The organism is Amphritea japonica ATCC BAA-1530 (assembly GCF_016592435.1).
In the GTDB taxonomy this organism is placed as follows: Bacteria; Pseudomonadota; Gammaproteobacteria; order Pseudomonadales; family Balneatricaceae; genus Amphritea; species Amphritea japonica.
Genome location: NZ_AP014545.1, coordinates 702491 through 724956 on the forward strand (window position 1 = coordinate 702491; position 22466 = coordinate 724956).

Genomic DNA, 22466 nt, shown 5'->3' on the forward strand with positions numbered 1-22466 from the left:
AACTTTGCTTCAGAAGTTGCTTGATTCTAAGCGTAAGCTTAAAAAAACCATATTTGTCGCATTGGATCTGGTTCTATTACCGATATGTTGCTGGCTCAGTTATGCGCTACGTTATGGTGATTGGACTGCTAATAACTTTGCTCATTGGCCGGCATATATCCTTGCTCCTATTATCTTTATTCCTATTTTTATTAGGATGGGAATGTATAGGGCGGTTATACGATACATAGGTTATCGTGCGCTTTGGACTGTTGTAAAGGCGGTTACGCTATCCTTATTAATTTGGGCTGTAGTCACTTACTTGCTAGGGCTCGAGTATAATACCCCACGCTCAGTTATTTTGATTTTCTGGATAGTCTCTGTGTTAGTCATCGGTGGTAGTCGTATGGTTGCGCGATGGCTTATTTTGCATCAATTCCCTGGTGGTGAAGGTAACGCTAAGCTCTCTACTGAGCGTGTGCTTATTTATGGTGCTGGCTCTGCAGGTCGACAGCTGGCAACAGCGCTTTATCATTCCAACGAGTTTTCTGCTATTGCGTTTATAGACGATGACAGCTCTCTTTCAGGAATGGATATTAACGGCGTTCGAATTTATAAGTCTGTAGATATTTCCTCATTAGTCGAACGCTTTGATATTGATTCTGTTTTGTTGGCGATCCCTTCTGCTTCCAGGCGTCGACGGAAAGAAGTTATAGATTCGCTTAATGAGCTCCATATAAGAGCTCTGACCCTCCCAGCCTTATCTGATATTGCGGGTGGTAAGATAAGTATGACAGATGTGCGTGAGGTTGATATTGCCGATCTGCTTGGGCGTGAGGAGGTTCTGCCCGATAAAACATTACTTGATGCCTGTATTCGGGGTCAGGTTGTTTTAGTCACGGGAGCTGGAGGGTCTATCGGTTCTGAGCTCTGTCGCCAAATTATCAAGCAAAAGCCTAGATGCATAGTTCTGTTTGATCAGTCTGAGTTTGGCCTTTATGGAATTGAGCGGGAGATGACTAAGCTTAGTGGGGCTGATATTTGCGTTGTTCCAGTGCTCGGATCTGTGCTTGATTCTTCTCATCTGATCAAGGTTATGCAGCAGTATGAAATTGATACGGTGTACCATGCGGCTGCATATAAGCACGTTCCTCTCGTTGAGAGTAACATGATTGCAGGCATCCGAAACAACCTGTTTGGTACCTGGCATACGGCAGAAGCCGCAATACACTGTAAGGTTAAAAACTTTGTTCTAATTTCGACTGACAAAGCGGTACGTCCAACCAATGTCATGGGTGCAAGTAAGCGCTTTTCTGAGCTAGTTCTGCAAGCATTAAGTAAACGTGAACAGGAAAGCGATATTCGCTTCGCGATGGTCCGTTTTGGCAATGTATTGGGTTCTTCGGGCTCTGTGATTCCGCTTTTTCGTCAGCAGATAAGTGAAGGGGGGCCTATTACCGTTACAGATCCGGAGATTACCCGTTATTTTATGACAATACCTGAAGCCTCCTCTCTTGTCATTCAAGCGGGCTCAATGGGGTGTTCTGGTGATGTGTTTGTACTGGATATGGGTGAGCCCGTTAAAATAAAGAACCTTGCCAAGCAGATGATTAACCTGACAGGCCTGTCAGTGCGTGATGCCAATAATGCTGATGGCGATATTGAGATTATCTACACAGGTTTACGAGATGGTGAGAAGCTCTTTGAAGAGTTGCTTATAGGTGACAATGTTCAGGAAACTGATCATCCTATGATTATGCGGGCTGAGGAAGTTATGGTGGAGTGGGATGAGTTAAGGGTTGTCATTGAAAGAATGGAGCTTGCTCTCGATAGTTTCGATCATGAGGAAGTTAGGCAGTTGTTACTCGGTACTGTTAATGGCTATAACCCTCAGCACGAGATTAAAGATCCTATGTTTACTCAAACCATACCTTCCATTAATTAGATATTAATACCTCTGTTTATTTCCTATAAGCAGAGCTGCGGCAGGTCTGCCTCGCATAGTGAGTTATGTGTTTAGTCTTTCATAGCAAAAGGGTGATGCGCCTTGCAGGCTTTGAGCTTACGGTTGTCCACGCTATAAGAGAGCTGAGTCGTGCTATTTCTGGTGATGATCTGGAAAGGAAATGGTGCCTCTTTCAGGACTTGAGTCTGAGACCTATCTATTCCTATTAGAGAGCTGAGTCGTGCTATTTCTGGTGATGATCTGGAAAAGAAATGGTGCCTCTTTCAGGACTTGAGTCTGAGACCTATCTATTCCTATTAGAGAGCTGAGTCGTGCTATTTCTGGTGATGATCTGGAAAGGAAAGGGTGCCTCTTTCAGGACTTGAGTCTGAGGCCTATCTATTCCTATTAGAGAGCTGAGTCGTGCTATTTCTGGTGATGATCTGGAAAGGAAGTGGTGCTTCTTTCAGGGCTTGAGCCTGAGACCTATCTATCCCTATTAGAGAGCTGAGTCGTGCTATTTCTGGTGATGATCTGGAAAGGAAATGGTGCCTCTTTCAGGACTTGAACCTGAGACCTACCGATTATGAGTCGGGTGCTCTAACCAACTGAGCTAAAGAGGCGCATAGATGTGCAAACTGTTTGAACTTCAGTCCATTTGATATGGGCTTTAATTTAAAGATTTGAAGATGCTAGCCTATTGGCTGTAGCTCTGTTTAATCTTAAAAAGCCGCTCTAATGGAGAACGACGCCCATAATACCACAGGATATTATGGGCGCAACGGTCTGATTTAAAAGATTTTAATGTTCGTCAAGGAAGCTGCGCAGATGGTCTGAGCGACTTGGGTGACGTAGCTTGCGAAGAGCTTTGGCTTCGATCTGCCGAATACGCTCACGGGTAACATCAAACTGTTTACCAACCTCTTCCAAAGTGTGGTCAGTGTTCATGTTGATACCAAAACGCATGCGCAGTACTTTGGCTTCACGGGCTGTCAGACCGGCCAGAACTTCTTTGGTTGCTTCCTGAAGGCCTTCGCCGGTGGCGGAGTCTACCGGGGAGCTGATGGTTACGTCTTCGATAAAGTCACCCAGACTGGAATCTTCATCGTCTCCGATGGGGGTTTCCATAGAGATCGGCTCTTTAGCAATCTTCAGTACCTTACGAATCTTATCTTCAGGCATGTCCATGCGCTCTGCCAGCTCTTCCGGAGAAGGCTCGCGGCCCATTTCCTGAAGCATTTGGCGAGAGATCCGGTTTAGCTTATTGATCGTTTCGATCATGTGAACCGGAATACGTATGGTGCGTGCCTGGTCGGCAATGGAGCGTGTAATTGCCTGACGAATCCACCAGGTTGCATAGGTTGAGAATTTGTAACCACGGCGGTATTCAAACTTATCAACCGCTTTCATCAAGCCGATGTTGCCTTCCTGAATAAGATCCAGGAATTGCAGGCCTCGGTTGGTGTATTTTTTAGCGATAGATATAACCAGACGCAGGTTGGCCTCAACCATCTCTTTCTTCGCGCGCCGGGCACGAGCTTCGCCAATCGACATGCGACGGTTGACTTCTTTTATTTCGTTCAGGGTCAGGTGAATATCTTGTTCTGCCTGAACCAGTTTTTTCTGTGCTCTGCGGAGTTCTATTTCGTGACGCTTAAGAGGGCGTGCATATTCGGAATCAGAGTTGATCAGACCATCCAGCCATTCGCTGTTAGTCTCGTTGCCCGGGAATTCTTTAATGAACTGGCGACGCGGCATTTTTGCACGTTGAGTACAGATCTGCATGATCATCCGCTCTTGCTTACGGATGTTCTCAATGGAGCTCCGGACATTGGTCACCAGCATATCGTAGTAGCGGGGTGCCAGTTTGATCGGTGAAAATGCTTCTGCAAGCTCTTCGAAAGCCTTGGCTGCGGTTTTACTACCGCGACCGTCTTTCTCAACAGCTTTTAGATAGGTTTTGTAGGTGCTGCGGATTAGTCCGTAGCGACGCTTGGCTTCCTCTGGGTCAGGCCCGCGTTCTTTCTCTTCTTCTTCATCGTCGTCATTACCGGCATTAGCGGCTGCTGCTTCTGCCTGTTGAGCTGCAGATGGTATCTCTGTGCCGTCATCCGGGTCGATATAGCCGCTGAAGATATCGCTCAGACGGCCTTCTTCTTCGACGGTTACATCGTAGGCTGTCAGAATAGCTTCTACGGAGCCTGGGAATGCGGCCAATCCGGCCATTACTTCACGCAGACCTTCTTCGATACGCTTGGCGATTTCGATTTCGCCCTGGCGCGTCAGTAGTTCTACCGTACCCATTTCCCGCATGTACATGCGCACAGGATCTGTTGTGCGACCCGCATCAGATTCAACTGCTGCCAGTGCGGCAACAGCTTCTTCGTCAGCTTCTACTTCTGCTGAATCGCCTTCTGTCATCAGCAGGGTTTCTGCATCAGGGGCAACTTCAGTAACGGATATGCCCATATCGTTGATCATACGGATGATGTCTTCGACTTGATCCGGATCGGCGATATCTTGTGGCAGATGGTCATTAACTTCAGCATAAGTAAGGTAGCCTTGCTCCTTACCTCGTGCGATCAGTTCCTTGAGGCGTGACTGCTGCTGTGAGGTATCTGACATAGTTGCCCTTCAATGATGACGAAAGTGGAAAAATTAGCCCGACATTATAGCGACTGCGGGGGTTAAGTTCTACAGATTACAGAGTCTTAAGCGTATATTTCATCTATAAAAAATAGACTATTTTTCAATGTGCTGGTGTGGAAATGTGAAAAAAATGTTCGCGTATGCTCTATAGCTGTTTAGGTGGGGGTAAATTAGTATATTTCAATGGTTTGGTGGTTATTTTTCAGGCGTTTTTCTTAATCGGCTGCCAGCTTGCTGCATGATTAGTTGATTCAGCTGTTTTTTGTCCTCTGTGCTGAGGTGGGGCTGTGACTTAAGCAGGAGTATTCGCCGGTCAAGGTGGCGCTCCTGGAGTCGGCTTAAGCAGTCAGTTAATACTTGCTGAGCATTACCGGTGACGATAATGGGGGCCTGGTGGGCAATTTCATTGAGTAGCTGAATTAAGGGTCTTAATAACTCACTTTCCTGCCAGTCCACAGCGAGGATGCCTGGAGTCATGCCGGGGTTTTCTTGTAGATAAAGGCTAAGTTGGTAAAGCAGCTGCTCTGCGGTATCGTCGGAGTCAGAGAGTATAGCAAGGTCGCCGCACTGAGGGGCTAGTGTTGGCAGGTGCAGTAAGATAGACACCGCTGTGCTGCTCGGGTTTATATGTACTGCTGATCCGCCGGGCGGCAGTGGGCGGGGCTTTTTGTTGCCTTTGCCGAATCTGCGGTCTTTTTTGTTGAACTTGCTCTGTTTGGTGTTTCCAAAATCCTGATGGGAGTGTTCAGGCTGATATTCGAAGTATCCGTCTTCCTGGTAGGCTGGTTCTGCCGGATAGTAGTCCTGTTCTGATGCCGGTGGCGGGCTGGTTGCTTCCTGCAGGTTGTTGACGCTGATCAGCTGTTCCAGGCTGAGTCCGGTTAGTTCGGATATTTTTTCCTGCATCATCTGTTTAAGAATACCGGGTTGCATCTGGTCAATTAGCGGCAGTGCTTCATTGCTGAACCGGGCGCGTCCGTCCAGTGAGCTCATGTCAGCGCCTTCTTCAAGTGTCTTGAAGAAGAAGTCTGATAGCGGAAGGGCTTCGCGGATACGTTTTTCAAATAGATCACAGCCTTCTTGTCGGACCAGGCTATCGGGGTCTTCACCGTCAGGCAGGAACAGGAATCGTGCCTGCTTGCCATCGGTAATGACTGGCATTGTTGTGTCCAGTGCGCGCTTGGCTGCTTTTCTGCCGGCCTGGTCGCCATCGAAGCAAAAGATGACCTCGGGGACCATTTTTAATAGACGTTCCAGGTGTTGGGCTGTCGTTGCGGTGCCCAGTGTTGCGACAGCATAGCCGATACCGTATTGGGCCAGGCCTACTACATCCATATAGCCTTCGACGATAATTAGTCGATCAAGGCTTTGGTTGAATTTTCGTGCTTCGTACAATCCATAGAGTTCACGGCTTTTGTGAAAAGTATCGGTTTCAGGGGAGTTCAGATATTTTGGCTTCTCATCACCGAGAACTCGACCTCCGAAGGCGATAACACGCCCGCGCATATCACGGATAGGGAACATAATACGCTCCCTGAATCGATCATAGTAGCGCTCTGAATCCTCTTTATGGATGAGCATGCCAGCCTGCTCTAAACGTAGCTTTGTATCGTTGTCTCGAGCAAGTTTTTTTAGCAGGTTGTCCCAGCCAGGAGGGGCATAGCCGATGCCAAAGCGTGCAGCAAACTGGCCGGTAAGGCCTCTATTTTTCAGATAGTCTACAGCACTGTCTTTGGTGGAGTGTTCGCGCAACTGCTGTTGATAATATTCGCTGGCCTCTTCAAGTAGGGCGTATATATCTTTTATGCGTTGTTCGCGTTGGTGATCTACTGGTCCTTCTTGTTTGGGCATATCAATGCCGGCCAGTTTGGCAAGCTCTTCGACGGCTTCCGGGAAGCTTAGACGATCATGTTCCATCAGAAAGCCGAGAGAGTTGCCTCCGGCGCCACAGCCAAAGCAGTAATAAAACTGTTTTTCGTTATTGACAGTAAAGGAGGGCGACTTTTCTTTATGAAAGGGGCACAGGCCGGAATAGTTTTTCCCGGTACGCTTAAGCTTTACGCGGGCTTCAACGATATCAAGCACGTTGACGCGAGCGAGAAGGTCATCGATAAAGGCTTGTGGAATGCGTCCAGCCATAATGAGTAGCTACCTGCTGATTATGAGGGTCCAGCAGTTATTTTAACTATTCAGGCGGTTTTTGACGAGTTGGCTAATAGCACCCATATCGGCGCGGCCTTGCACCTGAGGCTTAACCAGGGCCATAACTTTACCCATCTCTTGCATGCCTTGTGCGCCAGAGTCGGCCACAGCGGTATTAACAATAGCGGTAAGTTCGGCTTCGGTAAGAGGTTGAGGCAGGAACTCCTTGATAACAAGAAGCTCCTGTTGCTCAATATCGGCCAGATCATCTCGACTTGCAGCATTGAACTGCTCGATCGAATCGCGGCGCTGTTTTTGCATTTTGTCCAGCGTCGCGAGTACGCGGGCATCATCCAGCTCAATACGCTCATCGACTTCGATGCGTTTGAGCTCAGCCAGAATCATGCGGATAGTGCCAAGGCGTGCTTTTGCTTTCGCGCGCATGGCTGCTTTCATCTCATCACTGATGCGTTGCTTCAGTTCAGACATTCCGCTCTCCTGGCTATTAGGGCTGTTTAATGCGTGGTGAAGATCTTAGTACAGACGAACGCGACGCTGGTTTTCGCGCTGAACTTTCTTCAGGTGACGCTTAACAGCAGCAGCAGCCTTGCGTTTACGGATAGAAGTAGGCTTCTCGTAGAATTCACGACGACGAACTTCAGCCAGAACACCGGCTTTTTCGCAAGAACGCTTGAAACGACGCAGAGCTACGTCAAATGGCTCGTTTTCTTTAACTTTAACTGCTGGCATATAAATACCTGTCCTTTAAGAATATTTGATGTCTGTTCCACTGAGTTTAGACTCAGCTTGCCAATAAGGGCCGGTATTTTATTCTTATGGACCTGCAGTGTAAAGCCTAAATACGATGAAATGATTGTTAAATTGAAGGATAATGGCGTCCTTCTAATGACTCAGCGATTTGAATCGCTGGCTTCTTTCTGTATTTGTAGTGAGAACAGTAACTAATGCGCGTGTTAGGAATCGAAACCTCCTGTGATGAAACCGGTGTAGCTATTTATGATAGTGAGGCAGGGCTAATGGGTGATGCTCTCTATAGTCAGGTCGCTGTGCATGCGGAATATGGCGGTGTGGTCCCTGAGCTGGCTTCCCGGGATCATGTGCGTAAACTGCTGCCTTTGGTAAATGAGGTGCTGCTTTCTTCGGGAACGTCTGCCGATCAGATAGATGCGGTTGCGTATACTGCGGGTCCTGGTTTGATTGGTGCCTTGATGGTAGGAGCGTCTACCGGCAGGGCTATGGCGCTGGCATGGGGGGTGCCTGCAATTGGGGTACATCATATGGAAGGTCATCTGTTGGCCCCGATGCTCGAAGAACAGCCGCCAGAGTTCCCTTTTGTGGCGTTGTTAGTTTCTGGGGGTCATACGCAGTTGGTTAAAGTCGAGGGGATTGGTGAATACAATTTGCTTGGAGAATCGTTGGACGATGCGGCTGGAGAGGCCTTCGATAAAGCAGCTAAAATGTTGGGTCTGGATTATCCGGGTGGGCCTGAAGTTGCCCGTCTTGCTGAAAAAGGGGATCGAAAGCGGTTTCGTTTTCCGCGGCCAATGACGGATCGTCCCGGCGTTGATTTCAGTTTTAGTGGTCTGAAAACCTTTACCTTGAATACCGCAAATAAGTTGAAAGTGGATGGTGTGCTGTCTGAAACGGATCGTTGTGATATCGCGGCAGCGTTTGAAGAAGCTGTTGTCGATACTTTGGCGATAAAGTGCCGTCGCGCGCTCCAGCAGACCGGTTTCAAGGAGTTGGTTATTGCTGGGGGGGTCAGTGCAAACCAACGTTTACGTGATCGTTTAGAAGTGATGGTAAAGAAGGAGAGAGCTCAGTTGTTCTATGCTCGCCCGCGCTTCTGTACAGATAACGGAGCGATGATCGCTTATGCAGGTTGCCAGCGCCTCATGGCAGGGCAGAGTAGTGACTTGTCCATCCAGTGTCAGCCACGCTGGCCGATGGACAGTTTGGAGCCTATAAAGCAAAAGTGACAGAGAACCAGGGTTAAAGCTGGCTCTCTCTGCCATTCAATAGCTTTCGAATATTTTGATGATGGGTGGCTAATAATAAGCAACACATCATAATCATAGGTAATAAAATTTGCGGAGTGAGTTGCCAACAGATAATCGGGCTGATAACTGCCATACCTACGGCGGCAAGCGATGAAATTCTTTGAATGACCAATAATGATAACCAGATAGCGCATTGTGCAAGCCCCAGTCGGTAATCGAGAATCAGGCAACTCCCCAGCATTGTTGCAACGCCTTTACCACCGCCAAACCTTAGAAATATTGACCAGACATGTCCAATCAATGCGGATATACCCACTAATGCCTGGTTAAACAGGTCCAGTCCCAGCCATTGTGAAATTGAGACTGCCAGCATTCCTTTGCTCAGATCGCCAGTGAGCGTAAGCAGTGCTGCCGATCGACTTCCCACCCGTAATACATTCGTTGCACCGGGGTTGCCTGAGCCCTGTTGACGGGGGTCGCCTATCCCCATAAAGTGACAAACGAGAATCGCCGTGGGGATGGAGCCCAACAGATAAGCTGCGAACATGACGGAGAGTGTTATGGTGGCATCCGCTGCGATCATATGTCTTACCGTGGTTTTAAGTTTTCTTTAATATAGTTATTGTATTTTATATAACGCACTTAGGCTCAGGATGAAAGCTATTGGTGCAGGAAAGAGGTTCAGGGATGAAGAAGTTTATAGGCTTGATGATGATATTATTGGCCGATATGAGTTTTGCTGGCTTTAGAATGGATGATGGCAGTCGGGTTGGCGCGGGCGATAATATCAACCTTATCTACGCTCACTGGGGTCGGGAAACGATGCGGGTTAGTAGCAAAAAAACCTGCAATCGTATTATTAAGCTGAAGCGGGAGTATTGCTCAACTCGCCGACTTATCTGGCAAAAAGATGGGCGTTATATGATGGTCCAGATTAAAGGGCAGATGATCATAAAAACAGGCTGGACTCGCTCTCAGAGAGAGCTGAAAACTGTATTCTGACTTTTTTATTTCGGGGCTCAAATTAATTATTGTGTTGTAAGGGTTTTGTCTTGGATATTGTGTACATTGAGGGTTTACAGGTCGAAACCGTTATTGGAATTTACGACTGGGAGCGAGAGATTCGTCAGGTAGTTTGCCTGGATGTTCAGATGGCTACGGATATTCAAGCGGCGGCTGCTTCTGAAGATATTGATAGTACCCTTAACTATAAAACCGTATCTGACCGACTTATCAGCTTTATTGAAACCAGTGAATTTCTATTGGTAGAAACGATGGCCGAAGAGATTGCTCAGATTGTGTTAAGTGAGTTTGGCGTGCGCTGGTTGAAGCTAAAGCTGGGTAAGCCAGGTGCAGTGCCCACTGCTCGAGATGTGGGTGTAATTATTGAACGGGGGGAGCGTTTCTGATGGCTCAGGTATTTGTCAGTATCGGTAGTAATGCCGATCGTGAATTATATATTGGACGTTGTCTGGATGCGCTGGATGCGCTGTTTGAAAAGCTGGAACTCTCTCCTGTTTATGAGAGTGAGTCAGTTGGGTTTGATGGTGATAATTTTTACAATCTGGTGGCGTCGTTTAAAACCGAACTGTCGGTCGGGGAGCTGAGTAAGCAGCTGAAACAGGTGGAGGATGATAATGATCGTTGTCGGACGTCGCCAAGGTTTAGTGGTCGTACGCTTGATATCGATCTCCTTACCTATGATGCTTTGATTGGTGATATTGAAGGTGTTTCTCTTCCCCGGGAAGAGATTACAGAGAATGCGTTTGTACTGTGGCCCTTAGCGGAGCTCGCCCCAAAAGAACGACATCCGGTGCTGGCGGAGACTTATCAGCAACTATGGCTGGATTATGATAAAGAGAAACAATTGTTAAATCCTGTGTCTTTTATTTGGCATGAGAGAGACCTTTCTGCATGAATAACTGACGGGTATTGGGAAAATAAAGGAGCTTATGATGGGAACCGGATCACTCATTTTTTTAGTTGTTATAGCAATACTAGTCTTTTATGTAGTGGCTATTTATAACCGCCTGGTAACGCTTAAAAATCGATTTCAGAACAGCTTTGCGCAGATCGATGTGCAATTAAAGCGGCGCTACGATCTGATTCCAAATCTGGTTGAAACCGCTAAAGCTTATCTTGAGCATGAGCGTGGAACGCTGGAGGCGGTCATTGCTGCCCGAAATGAAGCGATGGCAGGACTTAAGGCCGCTGCAGCAAACCCGGAAAGTGCACAGGCATTGTCGCAACTTGCTAAAGCCGAGGGGGGCCTGCAAGGGGCGCTGGGTAAGTTAAGTATTGTGGTGGAGGATTATCCTGATCTGAAAGCCGATACCAATATGCGCCAGTTAAGTGAAGAGCTTACCTCAACTGAGAACCGTGTGTCCTTCGCTCGCCAGGCTTTTAATGATGCTGTCACTGACTACAATAGTTATAAGCAGAGCTTTCCTCCGGTGATTCTGGCAGGAACTTTTGGGCACGTTAAAGATGCGTCTTTATTAGAGTTTGCGGACAAAGAACAGCTTCAGGCTGCACCTAAAGTTAGTTTCTGAAGGCTTTAAATTAGAGTGCTCCAATGTAGGTTCTGCAAATGAATTTCTATGCGGCTCAAGATCAGGCCCGTAAGAGCAGTCGTGTGTTGTTACTGCTCTTTATTCTTCTTAATTTGGCAATGGTGTGCCTGATTAATCTCTTGTTTGCCTGGTATCTCTGGGTAAATGATGACCCTCTGTCTCTGCCGGACAGAGTATTTCTAGATTACCTCAGTTGGGAACGTATTTTTATTGTGGCGACAGCGATAGGTCTGCTATTGATCTTTGCAGCCTGGCTGAAATGGCTTGATGTAAAGCAGGGAGGTGGCGCGGTTGCTGAACAGTTTGGCGGCAGTCAGATACTTCATTCGACGGCAGATAGTAGCGAAAGACAATTGCTTAATGTGGTAGAGGAGATGGCGTTGGCAGCAGGTGTGCCAGTGCCGCCTGTATATGTTATGCGTCAAGAGACGGGTATCAACGCTTTTGCAGCCGGTCTTGGTCTGACCGATGCTGCTATTTGTGTGACTCGGGGGGCTTTGGATGGGCTTAACCGGGATCAATTGCAGGGCGTTATTGCCCACGAATTCAGTCATATACTTAACGGCGATATGCGTCTCAATATGCGTTTATTGATCATGCTGCATGGCATGGTGTTTTTCGGCGAGCTTGGACGAATGTTTGCCAGTAGCCGCACCAGTTGGTGGGTTGATTCAAGTAAGTCGCGTAACTCCAGTCGCGGCTATCTGGTGTTGCTGGGTTTGGGGCTGATGATTATCGGCTGGTGCGGGGTCTTGTTGGGTAACATGCTAAAAGCGGCGATTAGCCGGCAGCGTGAGTTTCTGGCGGATGCTTCGGCTGTGCAATTTACCCGTAATCCTGATGGTATAGGCGGGGCGCTGAAAGTGATTGGCGGAAGCTCGTTCCAGGGGCATATGAATCACCCCAGCAGCCAGGAGGCAGGTCATCTGTTTTTTACGGCGGTGATGCCCGGGTGGTTATGGTCGACTCATCCGCCGCTGGATCAGCGTATTCGAAAGATAGAACCGCGCTGGAATGGTGAGTATCTTAATCCAGAACCGTTAGTGACAGACTCTACCCCTGATTTTGATCGAGCCAAGCCTAAAAAAGAAGTTGTTGATCGTCTGATTGGCACGCTTGCAGGTGTTGAGTTGATGGATTATGCGTCTGGGGAGTCGGAGGAAACGGGGGCATCAGGGGCATCAGGGGCTGACAGTGACCTGTATAGTCTGGCTCGTGATCCCTATGATGCCCGGATAGTATTGCTAGGATTACTGCTGGATGGTGATAGTGCTATCAAGGATAAGCAGCTGCACCTTATTACGGAACAGGATATGGCGTTGTCAAAGCGTTTAGGGCGCTGCTTGCCCTTATTCGCAGGCCTTCCCCGTGAAGCGTACCTGCAGCTGATTGAGTTGACGATTCCAGCTTTGAAGTCCCAGTCAGTTCATCAATATAAAGCGTTTAAACGACTGCTGCTTCAGGTTGTGCAAGCAGATCAGCAGATAGATCTGTTTGAATGGGTGCTTTATCAATTAGTGAGTCGCTATTGTGATGCGCATTTTGGCATGGCGAGAAAACGCGAGAATCGTCATAAAGTGCTGGATACCTTAAAAGAGCCTTACGCCCTGGTTACCTCTATGCTGGCTTATCATGGGGAGAGTTCTGAGGATATCAGCATTAAAGCCTTTACTCGCGGCGCTGGCGTGGCAGGTTTTTATACGCTGAAACCGGTCTCTCAAGAAAAGTGCAATCGGGAATCTTTAGCTAAGGCAGTGTCCGAATTGGCGGCGGCAACTCCCTTTATACGTCAGCGATTGTTGAAAGGGATGGTGCAGGTGGTGCGGCTTGATGGACGGATTATGCCCGTTGAGCGTGAGTTGATTACTGCGGTAGCCGCGATAATGGAAAGTCCGTTGATAGGTCTGGATGATTAAGCTGTACCAATTTCAACTAGTGACTATAAAGGGACTTTCCGCCATCCACGGCGATAATCTGACCTGTAATAAAGTTCTGGCGAGCCAAAAATAACAAGGTTTCAGCGATATCTTCCGGTGACCCAGTCCGCTTCAGCAGAGTTTTATTCACTATGGCGGTCTGTTCTTCAGGGCTAATGCTTGCTGCTTGTTCTGGCCATAGAATCGGACCGGGAGCAATGCCATTGACCCGTACTTCAGGAGCCAGCTCTTTCGCCAGACTTATCGTCATCATCTGAAGCCCTGCTTTAGCGATGGAATAAATTGGGTAACCAGGTAGCGCTCGTTGCGCATGGATGTCCACCAAATTAATAATCGAGCCTTGCTGCTGCTTTAAACTACCTGCTAGTTGTGCTGAGAGAAAGTAGGCCGCTTTCAGATTGCTGTTGATGAGATCGTCCCACTGTTGGTCTGTGCTCTCTTGCAGGGGGGTAGGGTAGAATGAAGAGGCGTTGTTGATCAGTAGATCTACCCGTCCCCAGTAAACCAGTGCCTGTTCTGCCAATTTTGAAATTTCTGGCGGATGATTCAGGTCAGCTTGTATGACGAGGGCGCTATCGGCTCGGTCGTTATTTAAACGTTGTGCGAGCTTTTCTGCGTCGGAGATCGAGTGGTTGCAGTGGATAATTACCCGATAGCCCTGTTGCCACAGTTTGTGGGCTATTGTAGCGCCAATTCTTCGGGCTGCTCCGGTGACCAGGGCAACAGGTTGATTCATTCTAACGTACCCTCTATCTGTTGCTGGCAAATATTCCATTGAGCCTGGGTGATGGCGTCTCCCAATGCTTTCCCCTTGAAACCTTGTTTCATGAGCTGTTGCGGGTTGATCTGCTGTAACAGCTCCAGTAGCTCAGGAAGTTGTTTTTTAGCGGTTAGCTCCTCATCGCAGATTTGTTCACAGCCTTGCAATAGTAGTGGTAAGTGCTCACTTCGCCGTAATAACCCTAGTTCAGAAATGAGCGTAAGCCGTTCCGTCGCATCTAACTGAGAAAACCGGCATAGACGGTCTGACTGGGTGCAGAGCTGAAGTGCTAGGTCTCGGTATGCATTGGGCGTCCTGTGAATATCACAAAAAGTTTTGATTTTTTGAATGCTCAGTTCAGTATGGGATGCACCTTTAATGAAAGCGGTACGTAATAAAATGGCAAAGCGTACTTTTGCATCGCTAGCCTGACGGATCGCTGTGAGTGTCGGCAGGTGGTTAGCGGCTGTCGTCAGCTCGGGAAATAACGCTTCTAGAGCGTTGGATTCTTGTAAGGCGATGAGAAAGGCTTCGGGTGAGGTCTCGCCCAGTGCCCGCTGAAATTCCTGCCACACCCGTTCAGCTGTCAGGTGCTCCAGTTCATCTCCAGCGGCAAGCGTCTGCATCAGCGTCATTGTTTCCGGGGCGATACTAAATCCCATTGAGGCATAACGAGCAAGAAAGCGGGCTACGCGGAGTACGCGCAGAGGGTCTTCAGAAAAAGCCGGAGAGACATGCCGCAGGACCTTGGCGTTCAGGTCTGCTTGTCCTTGGTAGGGATCGGTGATTTTTCCTTGATCGTCCATCGCCATTGCGTTGATCGTAAGATCGCGGCGAATGAGATCCTGTTCCAGGGTGACATCAGGGCTAGCGTGATATTGAAAACCGGTATAACCCTTACCAGATTTACGTTCGGTACGGGCCAGGGCGTATTCTTCGCCGCTATCAGGGTGGATAAAGACGGGGAAATCTTTACCTACCGGGCGAAACCCCAGTTCAAGCATTTTATCAGGACTGGCGCCCACGACCACCCAGTCCCGATCGTAGATTGGATAGCCTAATAAGGTATCCCGGACGGCTCCTCCAACCAGAAAGGTTTGCATGCTTTAGTCGCTGGAACACTGGTCGGGACGACTGGCCTGCCAGAGTTCAAAGCCGCCATCGAGACTATATACCTGATCAAAACCCTGTTGGATCAGAAAGCCCGCAGCTGATTGACTGCTGAAACCGTGATAGCAGCATATAATTAAGGGGGCATCCATATCAGCAGATTGGGTGAATTCATGGAGCGAATCGTTGCTCAGGTGAACGGCGTTAATGATATGGCTCTCTTGGTAACTTTGCGGGTCACGAATGTCAGCGACCACGGCGCCTTCAGCAATGAGTTGTTCAGCTTGAGCGATATTGATACATTCAAAGTTATCCATCAGTTGCCGTACCTCTTTTTGCTTTTTACAGAAAACAATTCTTTATCATCCAGCCGGAGAGCTGTTAGCTTATTTCCCCAGACGCAGCCGGTATCTAAGGCATATATGTTAGCTTTGTCTACTTTTCCTTCCAGGGCTGCCCAGTGCCCGAAAATAAGATGGTTTTTCCTGATGGCTTTGCTCTTATGGTTGAACCAGGGCATGAAGCCCGCTGGCTGGCTGGCCAGTGTGCCTTTGGCTGAGAATTCCATTTTACCTTCGCTGTCGCAAAAGCGCATCCGGGTAAAGTAGTTGGTAATCGTTCTAAGTCGGTCCCAGCCTTCCAGTTCACCGGACCAGCTGGTGGGTTGGTTGCCGTACATATGCCTGAAAAATTCCTTAGCCAGAGTTCCTTGTAGTACGGTTTCAACTTCGCGGGCGCGCCGGTGTGCTTTTTTGAGTGACCACTGGGGAGGGATGCCAGCGTGGACCATCGTGAATCCTAATTTCTCATCGGTCGCAAGCAGGGGTTGGAAACGCAGCCAGTTGATCAGTTTAGGGGCATCGGGAGCCGTTAGAATATCAGAGAATGTATCAGATCGTTTAGTTTTGATGACGCCATAATAGACCGCCAGCATATGCAGATCGTGGTTGCCCAGTACGATTGTGACTTGATCCCCCAGCGAATACAAAAAACGTAGCGTTTCCAGAGATTTAGGGCCCCGGTTAACTAGGTCTCCAGCCAGCCATAGCCTGTCGTTGTCACTGAAATCAACCTTCTCCAGTAACGCCTGAAGTTCATCGTAACAGCCTTGGATATCCCCGATTGCATAAGTTGCCATGTGTTCCTCAGTGCAGAGCGTTCGGTTGAGCTAAAGTAAATGGCTCAATATCAGCATTAAAGGTTTGGCCATCGTTTGTTTGCATTTGATAGTGTCCTTGCATACTACCGACCCGGGTACTCAGTACGGTTCCACTGGTATAGCTATAGCTTTGCTGTGGCTCGATTACGGGCTGCTCTCCGATCACCCCCTCACCTTCGACTTCCTGGATTTTCTCATCGCCATCGACGATTAACCACCGCCGCCGGAGTAGTTGCACCGGTTGCTGATCGTTATTTGTGATGGTGATGTGGTAGGAAAAAACATAGCGTTTTTTTGCCGGATCAGACTGATCCGGCAGGTATGCTGTTTCTACATTAATGGCGATATTATTAGCTGTTTCTGAGAAGATCATATAGCGTCGTTTTATAGTTGTTTGCTGCTCAGATAATCACTTATCTGGATAAAGTCTGTCAGGGCAAGTCGTTCCGGACGTAAGCCAGGGTCGATGCCAAGCGCTTCTATTTCATCACCGGAGAGCAGAGGTTTGAGATTGTTACGCAATGTTTTTCTGCGCTGGCCAAAGGCAGTACGCACAACGATTGCCAGTTTGTCTATATCTTTAGCCGGGTGAGGTAGCTCTTTGTAAGGTATCAGGCGGACAATGGCAGAATCAACCTTTGGGGCGGGATCGAAGGCATGGGGTGGTACCAGAAATAGCGGTTCTACATGGCAATAGTATTGAGCCATGATGCCCAGGCGACCGTAAGCGCTTTCGCCTGGCTGAGCGGCCAGCCGGTCTACGACCTCTTTTTGCAGCATAAAGTGCATGTCTTCAATCTGATCAGCAAAGCTTAAAAGATGGAAAATTAACGGTGTGGATATGTTATAGGGCAGGTTGCCGACAACACGTAACTGCTCATCTTGCTGCTGCAGGGAGCTGAAATCAAATTTCAGGGCATCGCCTTCATGGATGGTAAATTTTTCTGCATAGCTGAAGAACTTGGTTCGTAGAATAGGTATCAGGTCTCGATCAAGTTCGACTACATCCAGGCGCTGGCAAAGATCTAATAATTCTTCTGTTATCGCGCCGAGTCCAGGGCCGATCTCGATCAGATGCTGTGTTTCACCTGGGGCTATAGCCCGGACGATACGGCGGATAATACCTTGATCCTGAAGGAAATTCTGACCAAATCTTTTGCGCGCTTTGTGGCCTGCTGGCTTGTTACTCATTCATTATTCCGGTGTTATAACGATTACTTGCCATTTCGGCAGCATAATTGATGGCGGTTAGTAAGCTGCCGCTGTCGGCTTGGCCGCTTCCGGCAAGATCCAGAGCGGTGCCATGATCAACTGAGGTGCGGATAATAGGCATCCCCAGGGTGATATTAACTGCGCGGCCAAAGCCCTTATATTTGAGTACAGGAAGTCCCTGATCATGATACATGGCCAGTACCGCATCAGCGGTATTGAGTAATTTATCAGTAAATAATGTATCAGCGGGCAATGGGTCGCTAAGATTGAAATTCTGTTGCCTCAACCGATCAATAACGGGCTGTATCACCTCTATCTCTTCCCTGCCCATATGGCCGCCTTCACCGGCATGAGGGTTGAGCCCGGCAATTAAAATTCTGGGATTCTTCAAACCAAAACTTTGTTGGAGGTCCTGTTGCAGAACTGATAATACCTCTTCAAGCAGAGGCTGGGTAATGGCAGCAGGGACTTCTGTAAGAGGGAGGTGGGTCGTTGCTAAAGCAACTCGTAGTCCTTCCGTTGCCAGCATCATCACGACTTTACTTGTGTGAGTGAGTTGTTCGAGAAACTCGGTATGCCCGCTGAAGGGGATGCCCGCATCGTTGATCACCCCTTTGTGCACAGGAGCAGTGACTAATGCGGCAAATTCCTTACTCTGACAACCCTGTGTGGCCCGGGTTAGAGTCTCTAGAATGTAGCTGGCATTGGCTGAATTGAGTTGTCCGGGTATTGCTGCTTCGGTAAGGTTGACTGGAGATATCCAGAGTGATCCTGCAGGCGTAGCACAGACTTGTTCTTCTTCTGAGTATGGCAGTAGTGTCAGCGGCAGATTGAGCGCTTGAGCGCGCTGCTGCATCATTTCCGGATCGGCAATGACCACTAATTGGTGGTCATGGCCCTGCTGAGCTATCTGAATACAGAGATCAGGCCCGATTCCGGCGGGTTCACCCGGGGTCAGGGCTAGTCTATAGGATTGCATCTGTATTACTTAAGCTCGATGTAAGCTTGGGAACGGATTTCACGTAACCAGTTCTGCAGTTCTTCATTGAACTTACGCTGACGTATCGTAGCTCGAGCTTGATTGGTCTGCATTTCATCACCCATATCCTGCTCACGACTATCTTCTACTTTGAGGATATGCCAGCCAAACCGGGATTCAAAGGGTGCACTGAACTGATCCTTGGCTGTATTAAACATTACCTGCTCAAATTCAGGCACCATCTGGCCAGCTTGTGTCCACCCTAAGTCACCGCCTAATGAGCCGCTGCCAGGGTCATCGCTATGTTGTTTCGCCAGTTCATCAAAAGGAACGCCTTCCTTTATTTTTTGATAGATCGACTCTATCTCACGACGGGTCTGGGCCGGAGAACGTATCTCGTTGGGGCTTAGAAGAATGTGGCTAACCTTAACCTGTTTAACCAGCTGAACAGTGCCGCCCTGCTTGTCCATGACTTTCAGTATGTGAAAGCCGCTAGGACTGCGTAGCGGATTACTAAACTCACCAGTCTTGAGTGTCTTCACCACAGAAGCAAACTCTTCCGGCATCTCGTTGAGTTTACGCCAGCCAATCGCGCCGCCTTTCAGTGCGTTTGGACCTTTGGAGTGCGATATCGCTGTTTCTGCGAAATTAGCCCCACCTTCCAGTTGTACAAATATCTCATTAGCACGTTGTTGAGCCGACTGGATCATTGTAGCAGTCGCTTGCAATGGAACCGCAATAAGGACTTGGGAGATATTGTAACGTTCAGAGCTCAGCTGTTGTCCCTGTTGAGACTCAAGGTAGTTATTGATCTCTTGTTGGGAGACATTGATACGGCTGTTGACAATGCGCTGTTGAATTCGCTGGATCAGCATCTCATTGCGGATCTGTTGACGTGCCTGAGCGTAATCCTGCCCTTCGGCGATTAAAGCCTCACGGAACTGCTCCAGTGTTAGTTTTGAGCCTGCAGCTATTCGCTCCATTGAGGCGTTCAGCTCGCTATCGCTGATTCTGATGCCTCTTTCTTTACCAATCTGCAATTGAATATTGTCTAGAATCAATCGGTCCAATACCTGACCTTGTAGTACTTGCTCATCGGGGATTCCGCGTCCCTGAGCATTCAGTCGGGCTTTGATGATCGCTTCACGATTACTGAGTTCGCTCTGTAAAACGATATCATCATTTACGATAGCGATGATGCGATCAATAGGAGTGTCTATGGCACTGGCCGAGACGCTTAATCCCAGTAATAGGGCAGCCACACTTGGCTTTAGTTTATTCATGAGCTTAGTAGTCATTATTCTCTTCACGTTCTTTAAAGCCAAAAATACCTTCCAGGGCGGAGCTGTCATTACCAATCCCGCCTAACCCTTTTAGGACAAATTGCAGGAATAGAGCGGTGTCTTCTTTCCCATCGCTATCATCCTCTATCCACCGTCGTGCGGCAACCCGAACTTTCCAACAGCAACTGGCGTACTCTAACCCAAGCAATGCTTCAGGTGTTTGAGAGTTTTCCAGGTCTTTTTGCCATAGTCCCATTGCACTCCATTCAGGTGAGAGCGGCCAGATAAAAGTTGCTTCAGCCTGATTTCGTACCTCTTCCCGGTAGCGATAACTGAAACTAATCGCTTTATTGGGAGCTGGGGTGAAGCGCACTTTAAAATTGTTTTCTAGTGGGTCTAATGATTGTTTATCCAGCTCCGTATCAATTGATAGCTGGAGATCTGAATAGGGGCTCCAGCTGGCTTCAGCGGCAAAGTTTGATTGCGCTTCAGTATCGACACTTGTATCGCCGTTAAGTTGCACGGTACGGTCGGCAAAGTAATAGGCTTGTGCCAGTCCCAGTCGGGCTTTTTCACTACCGTCATTTCGATAGAACGCAGAGCTAATACCAAAAGATACCTGTTGGTTATCGCCAACTTTATCCAGTCCGGTAAAACGATTTTCACGGAATAAGCCTTGGTAGCTAAAGTCTGTTTCAGCCGTATCAAAGTCAGGAATGCCCTGTTGATCTTCTTCCTGGCTGTAAAGGGCAAATAGCCGGGGCTCCAGTGTTTGAGTGTAGCGGCCAGCCTGACGCTCAAAAACCAGCCCGGAATCAAAACTAAACAGACCTACCGCGCGGCTGATACTGTCGTCTTGTCCGACAATCTGATCTTCCAGATTATACTGGCTAAGCCAGGCTGTTACCTTAGGTGTCATGTAGCCCCAGCTCCAAACTGTAGGCATGCTTAGAGAGGGCTGCAGGTGTAGACGACTGCCGGTGACCCGGTCAATACCTGTCAAACCATCGATTTTCCGGTCAAACAAAGTAGTATCAGCCAGATAACTGTAGACTATCTCTTGTCCCTGATTCTGGCTGTAGCTCCCTTCCAGCTGGAGCTGCGGCATTCGTTGATAAGGAGATTTGCTGTTATTAATAGTTTGATAACTATGCGCCCTGAGTTTCGCTGACCAGTGTCGGCTGCTGTATCGTACTTCAGCCTGTTGATTCAGGTGATTGGAGCGATCAACATCCAGGCTAGAGCCAAGATCATCAAAGTAGTCATCATCACTGATAGCGTTGTAATCGACCAGAGTGCTCCAGGCTTCCTTGTGACCGGAATGATTGAGGCCCAGGGCCCAACGGTCGCGATTGGCCTGGTTATCATCAACCAATAAACCGGTACTAAGCGTTTGTTTACCGTAATTGTCCAGGTAACGGAATTCATTTTCGAGCAACAATCCTCGTTTAGTAAACACTTTAGGTGTCAGTGTGTCGTCGAAGTTGGGAGCTAAATTGAAATAGTAGGGGATAGCCGCTTCAATTCCATCTTCGTTTGAGTAGCCGAAGGATGGGAACAGAAAACCTGAGTGGCGCTGGTCATCAATTGGGAATTCCAGATAAGGAAAGTAGAATACTGGGGTGTCAGCAACTCTGAGAGTAGCGTGGCGGGCGGTGCCAAAGCCACGACTGGGGTCCAGTACCAGGGAGTCTGCTGCGATTTCCCAGCTCTCATCGTTGGGCGGGCACGTGGTATATGTGCTCTCTTCCATCCTGATCCGGTTATCCTGCATGCGGATAATCCGGCTTGCATCACCCCGCAAGGATCGCTCATGTACGACATAGTCGGCATGACTAACGACTGTTTCACCGGATATTGCGTTGGTTTGGGCCTGGGTACCGCGGAGTAACATCCCTGGCTCTCTGTATTGTACGTTGCCTACCATACTGATCTGGTTAGATATCTGATCGAACTGAGCAGAATTACTTCGCAAATAACGGCCTTGCTGACGTAGCTCAACATTACCTTCGAGTCGGGTTAATCCGCCTAACTGCGTTTCTGATCGGTCGGCATCTAGTTGTAACTTATCTTGATTTAGTGATGAGCTTAATTGTGTACTGCTGTGTGACTCAGGCTCAAGATAGATACCGTGACAAGCTTTTGTCGCTCCGGATACCGGGTACCAGTCAAGATTTTCGTGGCGCCTGTCTGTCAGGTCGGCCTGTGCTGCCCGGTCTGGTTTAAGTGTCTTGGCTGAAAGGAGTGGAGCACTGGTTACTGCTACTGCCTTTTCTGTAGATGATTTACCTGGTTCTGAAGTCACGGTGGGAGCTGTGTTGTCAAGACATGACCAGCCACCGACAGCGTTTGCTTCGCAGGACCAGGTACCATTTATTTGCTGACTTGACGTGAACGAACCAGATTTTATGGGTTGTTCTTGTTTAATTTCAGCTGACGGTTTTTCCTGCTCGGTTGCTGTAGGTAGATTATTATCCTGATTCGGATGGCCGCACTGCCAGTCCTGACCATCTTCCATGGTACAGGTCCAGAGGGCATTCTGGATATCTGGATCCAAATTAGCCGCGTGCAGGATGGCTGGCATTGCGGCAATAACGGCCAGTGTCAGTGTGTAAGAAGAACGTCTTGAGAACGGCATTCAGATTGTCCATTAGTCTGCGAAGAAAAACATCTATTTCTCTTATCGCTAAACCTTGATTCGAGTAACATACCCTATA

The 22466-nt window shown here is 48.3% G+C and carries 21 protein-coding genes and 1 tRNA gene; 7 read left to right on the plus strand and 15 right to left on the minus strand.

What is annotated here, in order from left to right; genetic code table 11:
• Positions 1–61: 61 nt before the first annotated feature.
• Positions 62–1924 carry a polysaccharide biosynthesis protein gene (locus tag AMJAP_RS03275; protein WP_236588760.1) on the plus strand — a complete coding sequence of 621 codons (1863 nt, stop codon included), beginning with the start codon at positions 62–64 and terminating at the stop codon, positions 1922–1924.
• Between the two features lie 546 nt (positions 1925–2470).
• Here AMJAP_RS03275 and AMJAP_RS03280 read toward each other — a convergent pair.
• The 5 genes from AMJAP_RS03280 to rpsU form a co-directional block, all read right to left on the minus strand.
• Positions 2471–2547 (minus strand) — tRNA-Ile (locus AMJAP_RS03280).
• Between the two features lie 178 nt (positions 2548–2725).
• Positions 2726–4549 carry an RNA polymerase sigma factor RpoD gene (gene rpoD / locus AMJAP_RS03285; RefSeq protein WP_019622918.1) on the minus strand — a complete coding sequence of 608 codons (1824 nt, stop codon included), beginning with the start codon at positions 4547–4549 and terminating at the stop codon, positions 2726–2728.
• Positions 4550–4768: 219 nt separating this feature from the next.
• A complete protein-coding gene (dnaG, locus tag AMJAP_RS03290) occupies positions 4769–6712 on the minus strand; it encodes a DNA primase (RefSeq protein WP_026340236.1) in 1944 nt (647 codons plus the stop codon).
• 42 nt (positions 6713–6754) lie between these two features.
• On the minus strand, positions 6755–7204 hold the full coding sequence (locus AMJAP_RS03295; RefSeq protein WP_019622915.1) for a GatB/YqeY domain-containing protein: 450 nt from the start codon (positions 7202–7204) through the stop codon (positions 6755–6757).
• A gap of 45 nt (positions 7205–7249) precedes the next feature.
• Complete coding sequence (rpsU, locus tag AMJAP_RS03300) at positions 7250–7465, minus strand: 30S ribosomal protein S21 (protein ID WP_019622914.1); 216 nt, start codon at positions 7463–7465, stop codon at positions 7250–7252.
• A 215-nt stretch (positions 7466–7680) separates the two neighbouring features.
• On the opposite strand from rpsU, the gene tsaD reads away from it, so the two are divergent.
• Complete coding sequence (gene tsaD, locus AMJAP_RS03305; protein WP_019622913.1) at positions 7681–8715, plus strand: tRNA (adenosine(37)-N6)-threonylcarbamoyltransferase complex transferase subunit TsaD; 1035 nt, start codon at positions 7681–7683, stop codon at positions 8713–8715.
• Between the two features lie 13 nt (positions 8716–8728).
• Here tsaD and plsY read toward each other — a convergent pair whose 3' ends face one another.
• Complete coding sequence (gene plsY / locus AMJAP_RS03310) at positions 8729–9319, minus strand: glycerol-3-phosphate 1-O-acyltransferase PlsY (RefSeq protein WP_019622912.1); 591 nt, start codon at positions 9317–9319, stop codon at positions 8729–8731.
• Positions 9320–9423: 104 nt separating this feature from the next.
• Between plsY and AMJAP_RS03315 the strand changes: the two genes are divergently transcribed.
• Genes AMJAP_RS03315 through AMJAP_RS03335 form a run of 5 tightly spaced genes read left to right on the plus strand, consistent with a single transcriptional unit; the run spans position 9424 to position 13225 of the window.
• The gene (locus AMJAP_RS03315; protein ID WP_019622911.1) at positions 9424–9738 is read left to right on the plus strand and encodes a hypothetical protein; all 315 of its coding nucleotides are present in this window, start codon (positions 9424–9426) and stop codon (positions 9736–9738) included.
• 50 nt (positions 9739–9788) lie between these two features.
• Positions 9789–10145 carry a dihydroneopterin aldolase gene (gene folB / locus AMJAP_RS03320; RefSeq protein ID WP_019622910.1) on the plus strand — a complete coding sequence of 119 codons (357 nt, stop codon included), beginning with the start codon at positions 9789–9791 and terminating at the stop codon, positions 10143–10145.
• On the plus strand, positions 10145–10654 hold the full coding sequence (gene folK / locus AMJAP_RS03325; protein WP_019622909.1) for a 2-amino-4-hydroxy-6-hydroxymethyldihydropteridine diphosphokinase: 510 nt from the start codon (positions 10145–10147) through the stop codon (positions 10652–10654). Before folB ends, folK begins: the two co-directional genes overlap by 1 nt.
• 37 nt (positions 10655–10691) lie before the next feature.
• The gene (locus AMJAP_RS03330) at positions 10692–11288 is read left to right on the plus strand and encodes a LemA family protein (protein ID WP_019622908.1); all 597 of its coding nucleotides are present in this window, start codon (positions 10692–10694) and stop codon (positions 11286–11288) included.
• A gap of 38 nt (positions 11289–11326) precedes the next feature.
• A complete protein-coding gene (locus AMJAP_RS03335; protein ID WP_019622907.1) occupies positions 11327–13225 on the plus strand; it encodes a M48 family metallopeptidase in 1899 nt (632 codons plus the stop codon).
• Between the two features lie 16 nt (positions 13226–13241).
• On the opposite strand, the gene AMJAP_RS03340 is transcribed toward AMJAP_RS03335, so the two are convergent.
• From AMJAP_RS03340 to AMJAP_RS03380, 9 genes are read right to left on the minus strand one after another with little or no spacing between them, the layout of a single operon-like run.
• A complete protein-coding gene (locus AMJAP_RS03340) occupies positions 13242–13982 on the minus strand; it encodes a pteridine reductase (protein ID WP_019622906.1) in 741 nt (246 codons plus the stop codon).
• The gene (locus AMJAP_RS17815; RefSeq protein ID WP_019622905.1) at positions 13979–15109 is read right to left on the minus strand and encodes a hypothetical protein; all 1131 of its coding nucleotides are present in this window, start codon (positions 15107–15109) and stop codon (positions 13979–13981) included. Before AMJAP_RS17815 ends, AMJAP_RS03340 begins: the two co-directional genes overlap by 4 nt.
• 3 nt (positions 15110–15112) lie before the next feature.
• Positions 15113–15433: a thiosulfate sulfurtransferase GlpE gene (gene glpE, locus AMJAP_RS03350; RefSeq protein ID WP_019622904.1), complete on the minus strand. Its 321-nt coding sequence runs from the start codon at positions 15431–15433 to the stop codon at positions 15113–15115.
• Positions 15433–16254 (minus strand): symmetrical bis(5'-nucleosyl)-tetraphosphatase, encoded by an 822-nt coding sequence (locus AMJAP_RS03355; protein ID WP_019622903.1) that lies wholly within the window; start codon positions 16252–16254, stop codon positions 15433–15435. Before AMJAP_RS03355 ends, glpE begins: the two co-directional genes overlap by 1 nt.
• A gap of 7 nt (positions 16255–16261) precedes the next feature.
• On the minus strand, positions 16262–16648 hold the full coding sequence (apaG, locus tag AMJAP_RS03360) for a Co2+/Mg2+ efflux protein ApaG (protein WP_019622902.1): 387 nt from the start codon (positions 16646–16648) through the stop codon (positions 16262–16264).
• Between the two features lie 11 nt (positions 16649–16659).
• Complete coding sequence (rsmA, locus tag AMJAP_RS03365; RefSeq protein ID WP_019622901.1) at positions 16660–17466, minus strand: 16S rRNA (adenine(1518)-N(6)/adenine(1519)-N(6))-dimethyltransferase RsmA; 807 nt, start codon at positions 17464–17466, stop codon at positions 16660–16662.
• Positions 17459–18466, minus strand: a complete 1008-nt coding sequence (pdxA, locus tag AMJAP_RS03370; protein WP_019622900.1) for a 4-hydroxythreonine-4-phosphate dehydrogenase PdxA — start codon at positions 18464–18466, stop codon at positions 17459–17461. The genes rsmA and pdxA overlap by 8 nt, the downstream gene beginning before the upstream one ends.
• 5 nt (positions 18467–18471) lie before the next feature.
• Positions 18472–19764, minus strand: coding sequence for a peptidylprolyl isomerase (locus AMJAP_RS03375; RefSeq protein WP_019622899.1), 1293 nt, complete (start codon positions 19762–19764; stop codon positions 18472–18474).
• A complete protein-coding gene (locus AMJAP_RS03380; protein WP_019622898.1) occupies positions 19754–22387 on the minus strand; it encodes an LPS-assembly protein LptD in 2634 nt (877 codons plus the stop codon). The genes AMJAP_RS03375 and AMJAP_RS03380 overlap by 11 nt, the downstream gene beginning before the upstream one ends.
• Positions 22388–22466 lie beyond the last annotated feature (79 nt).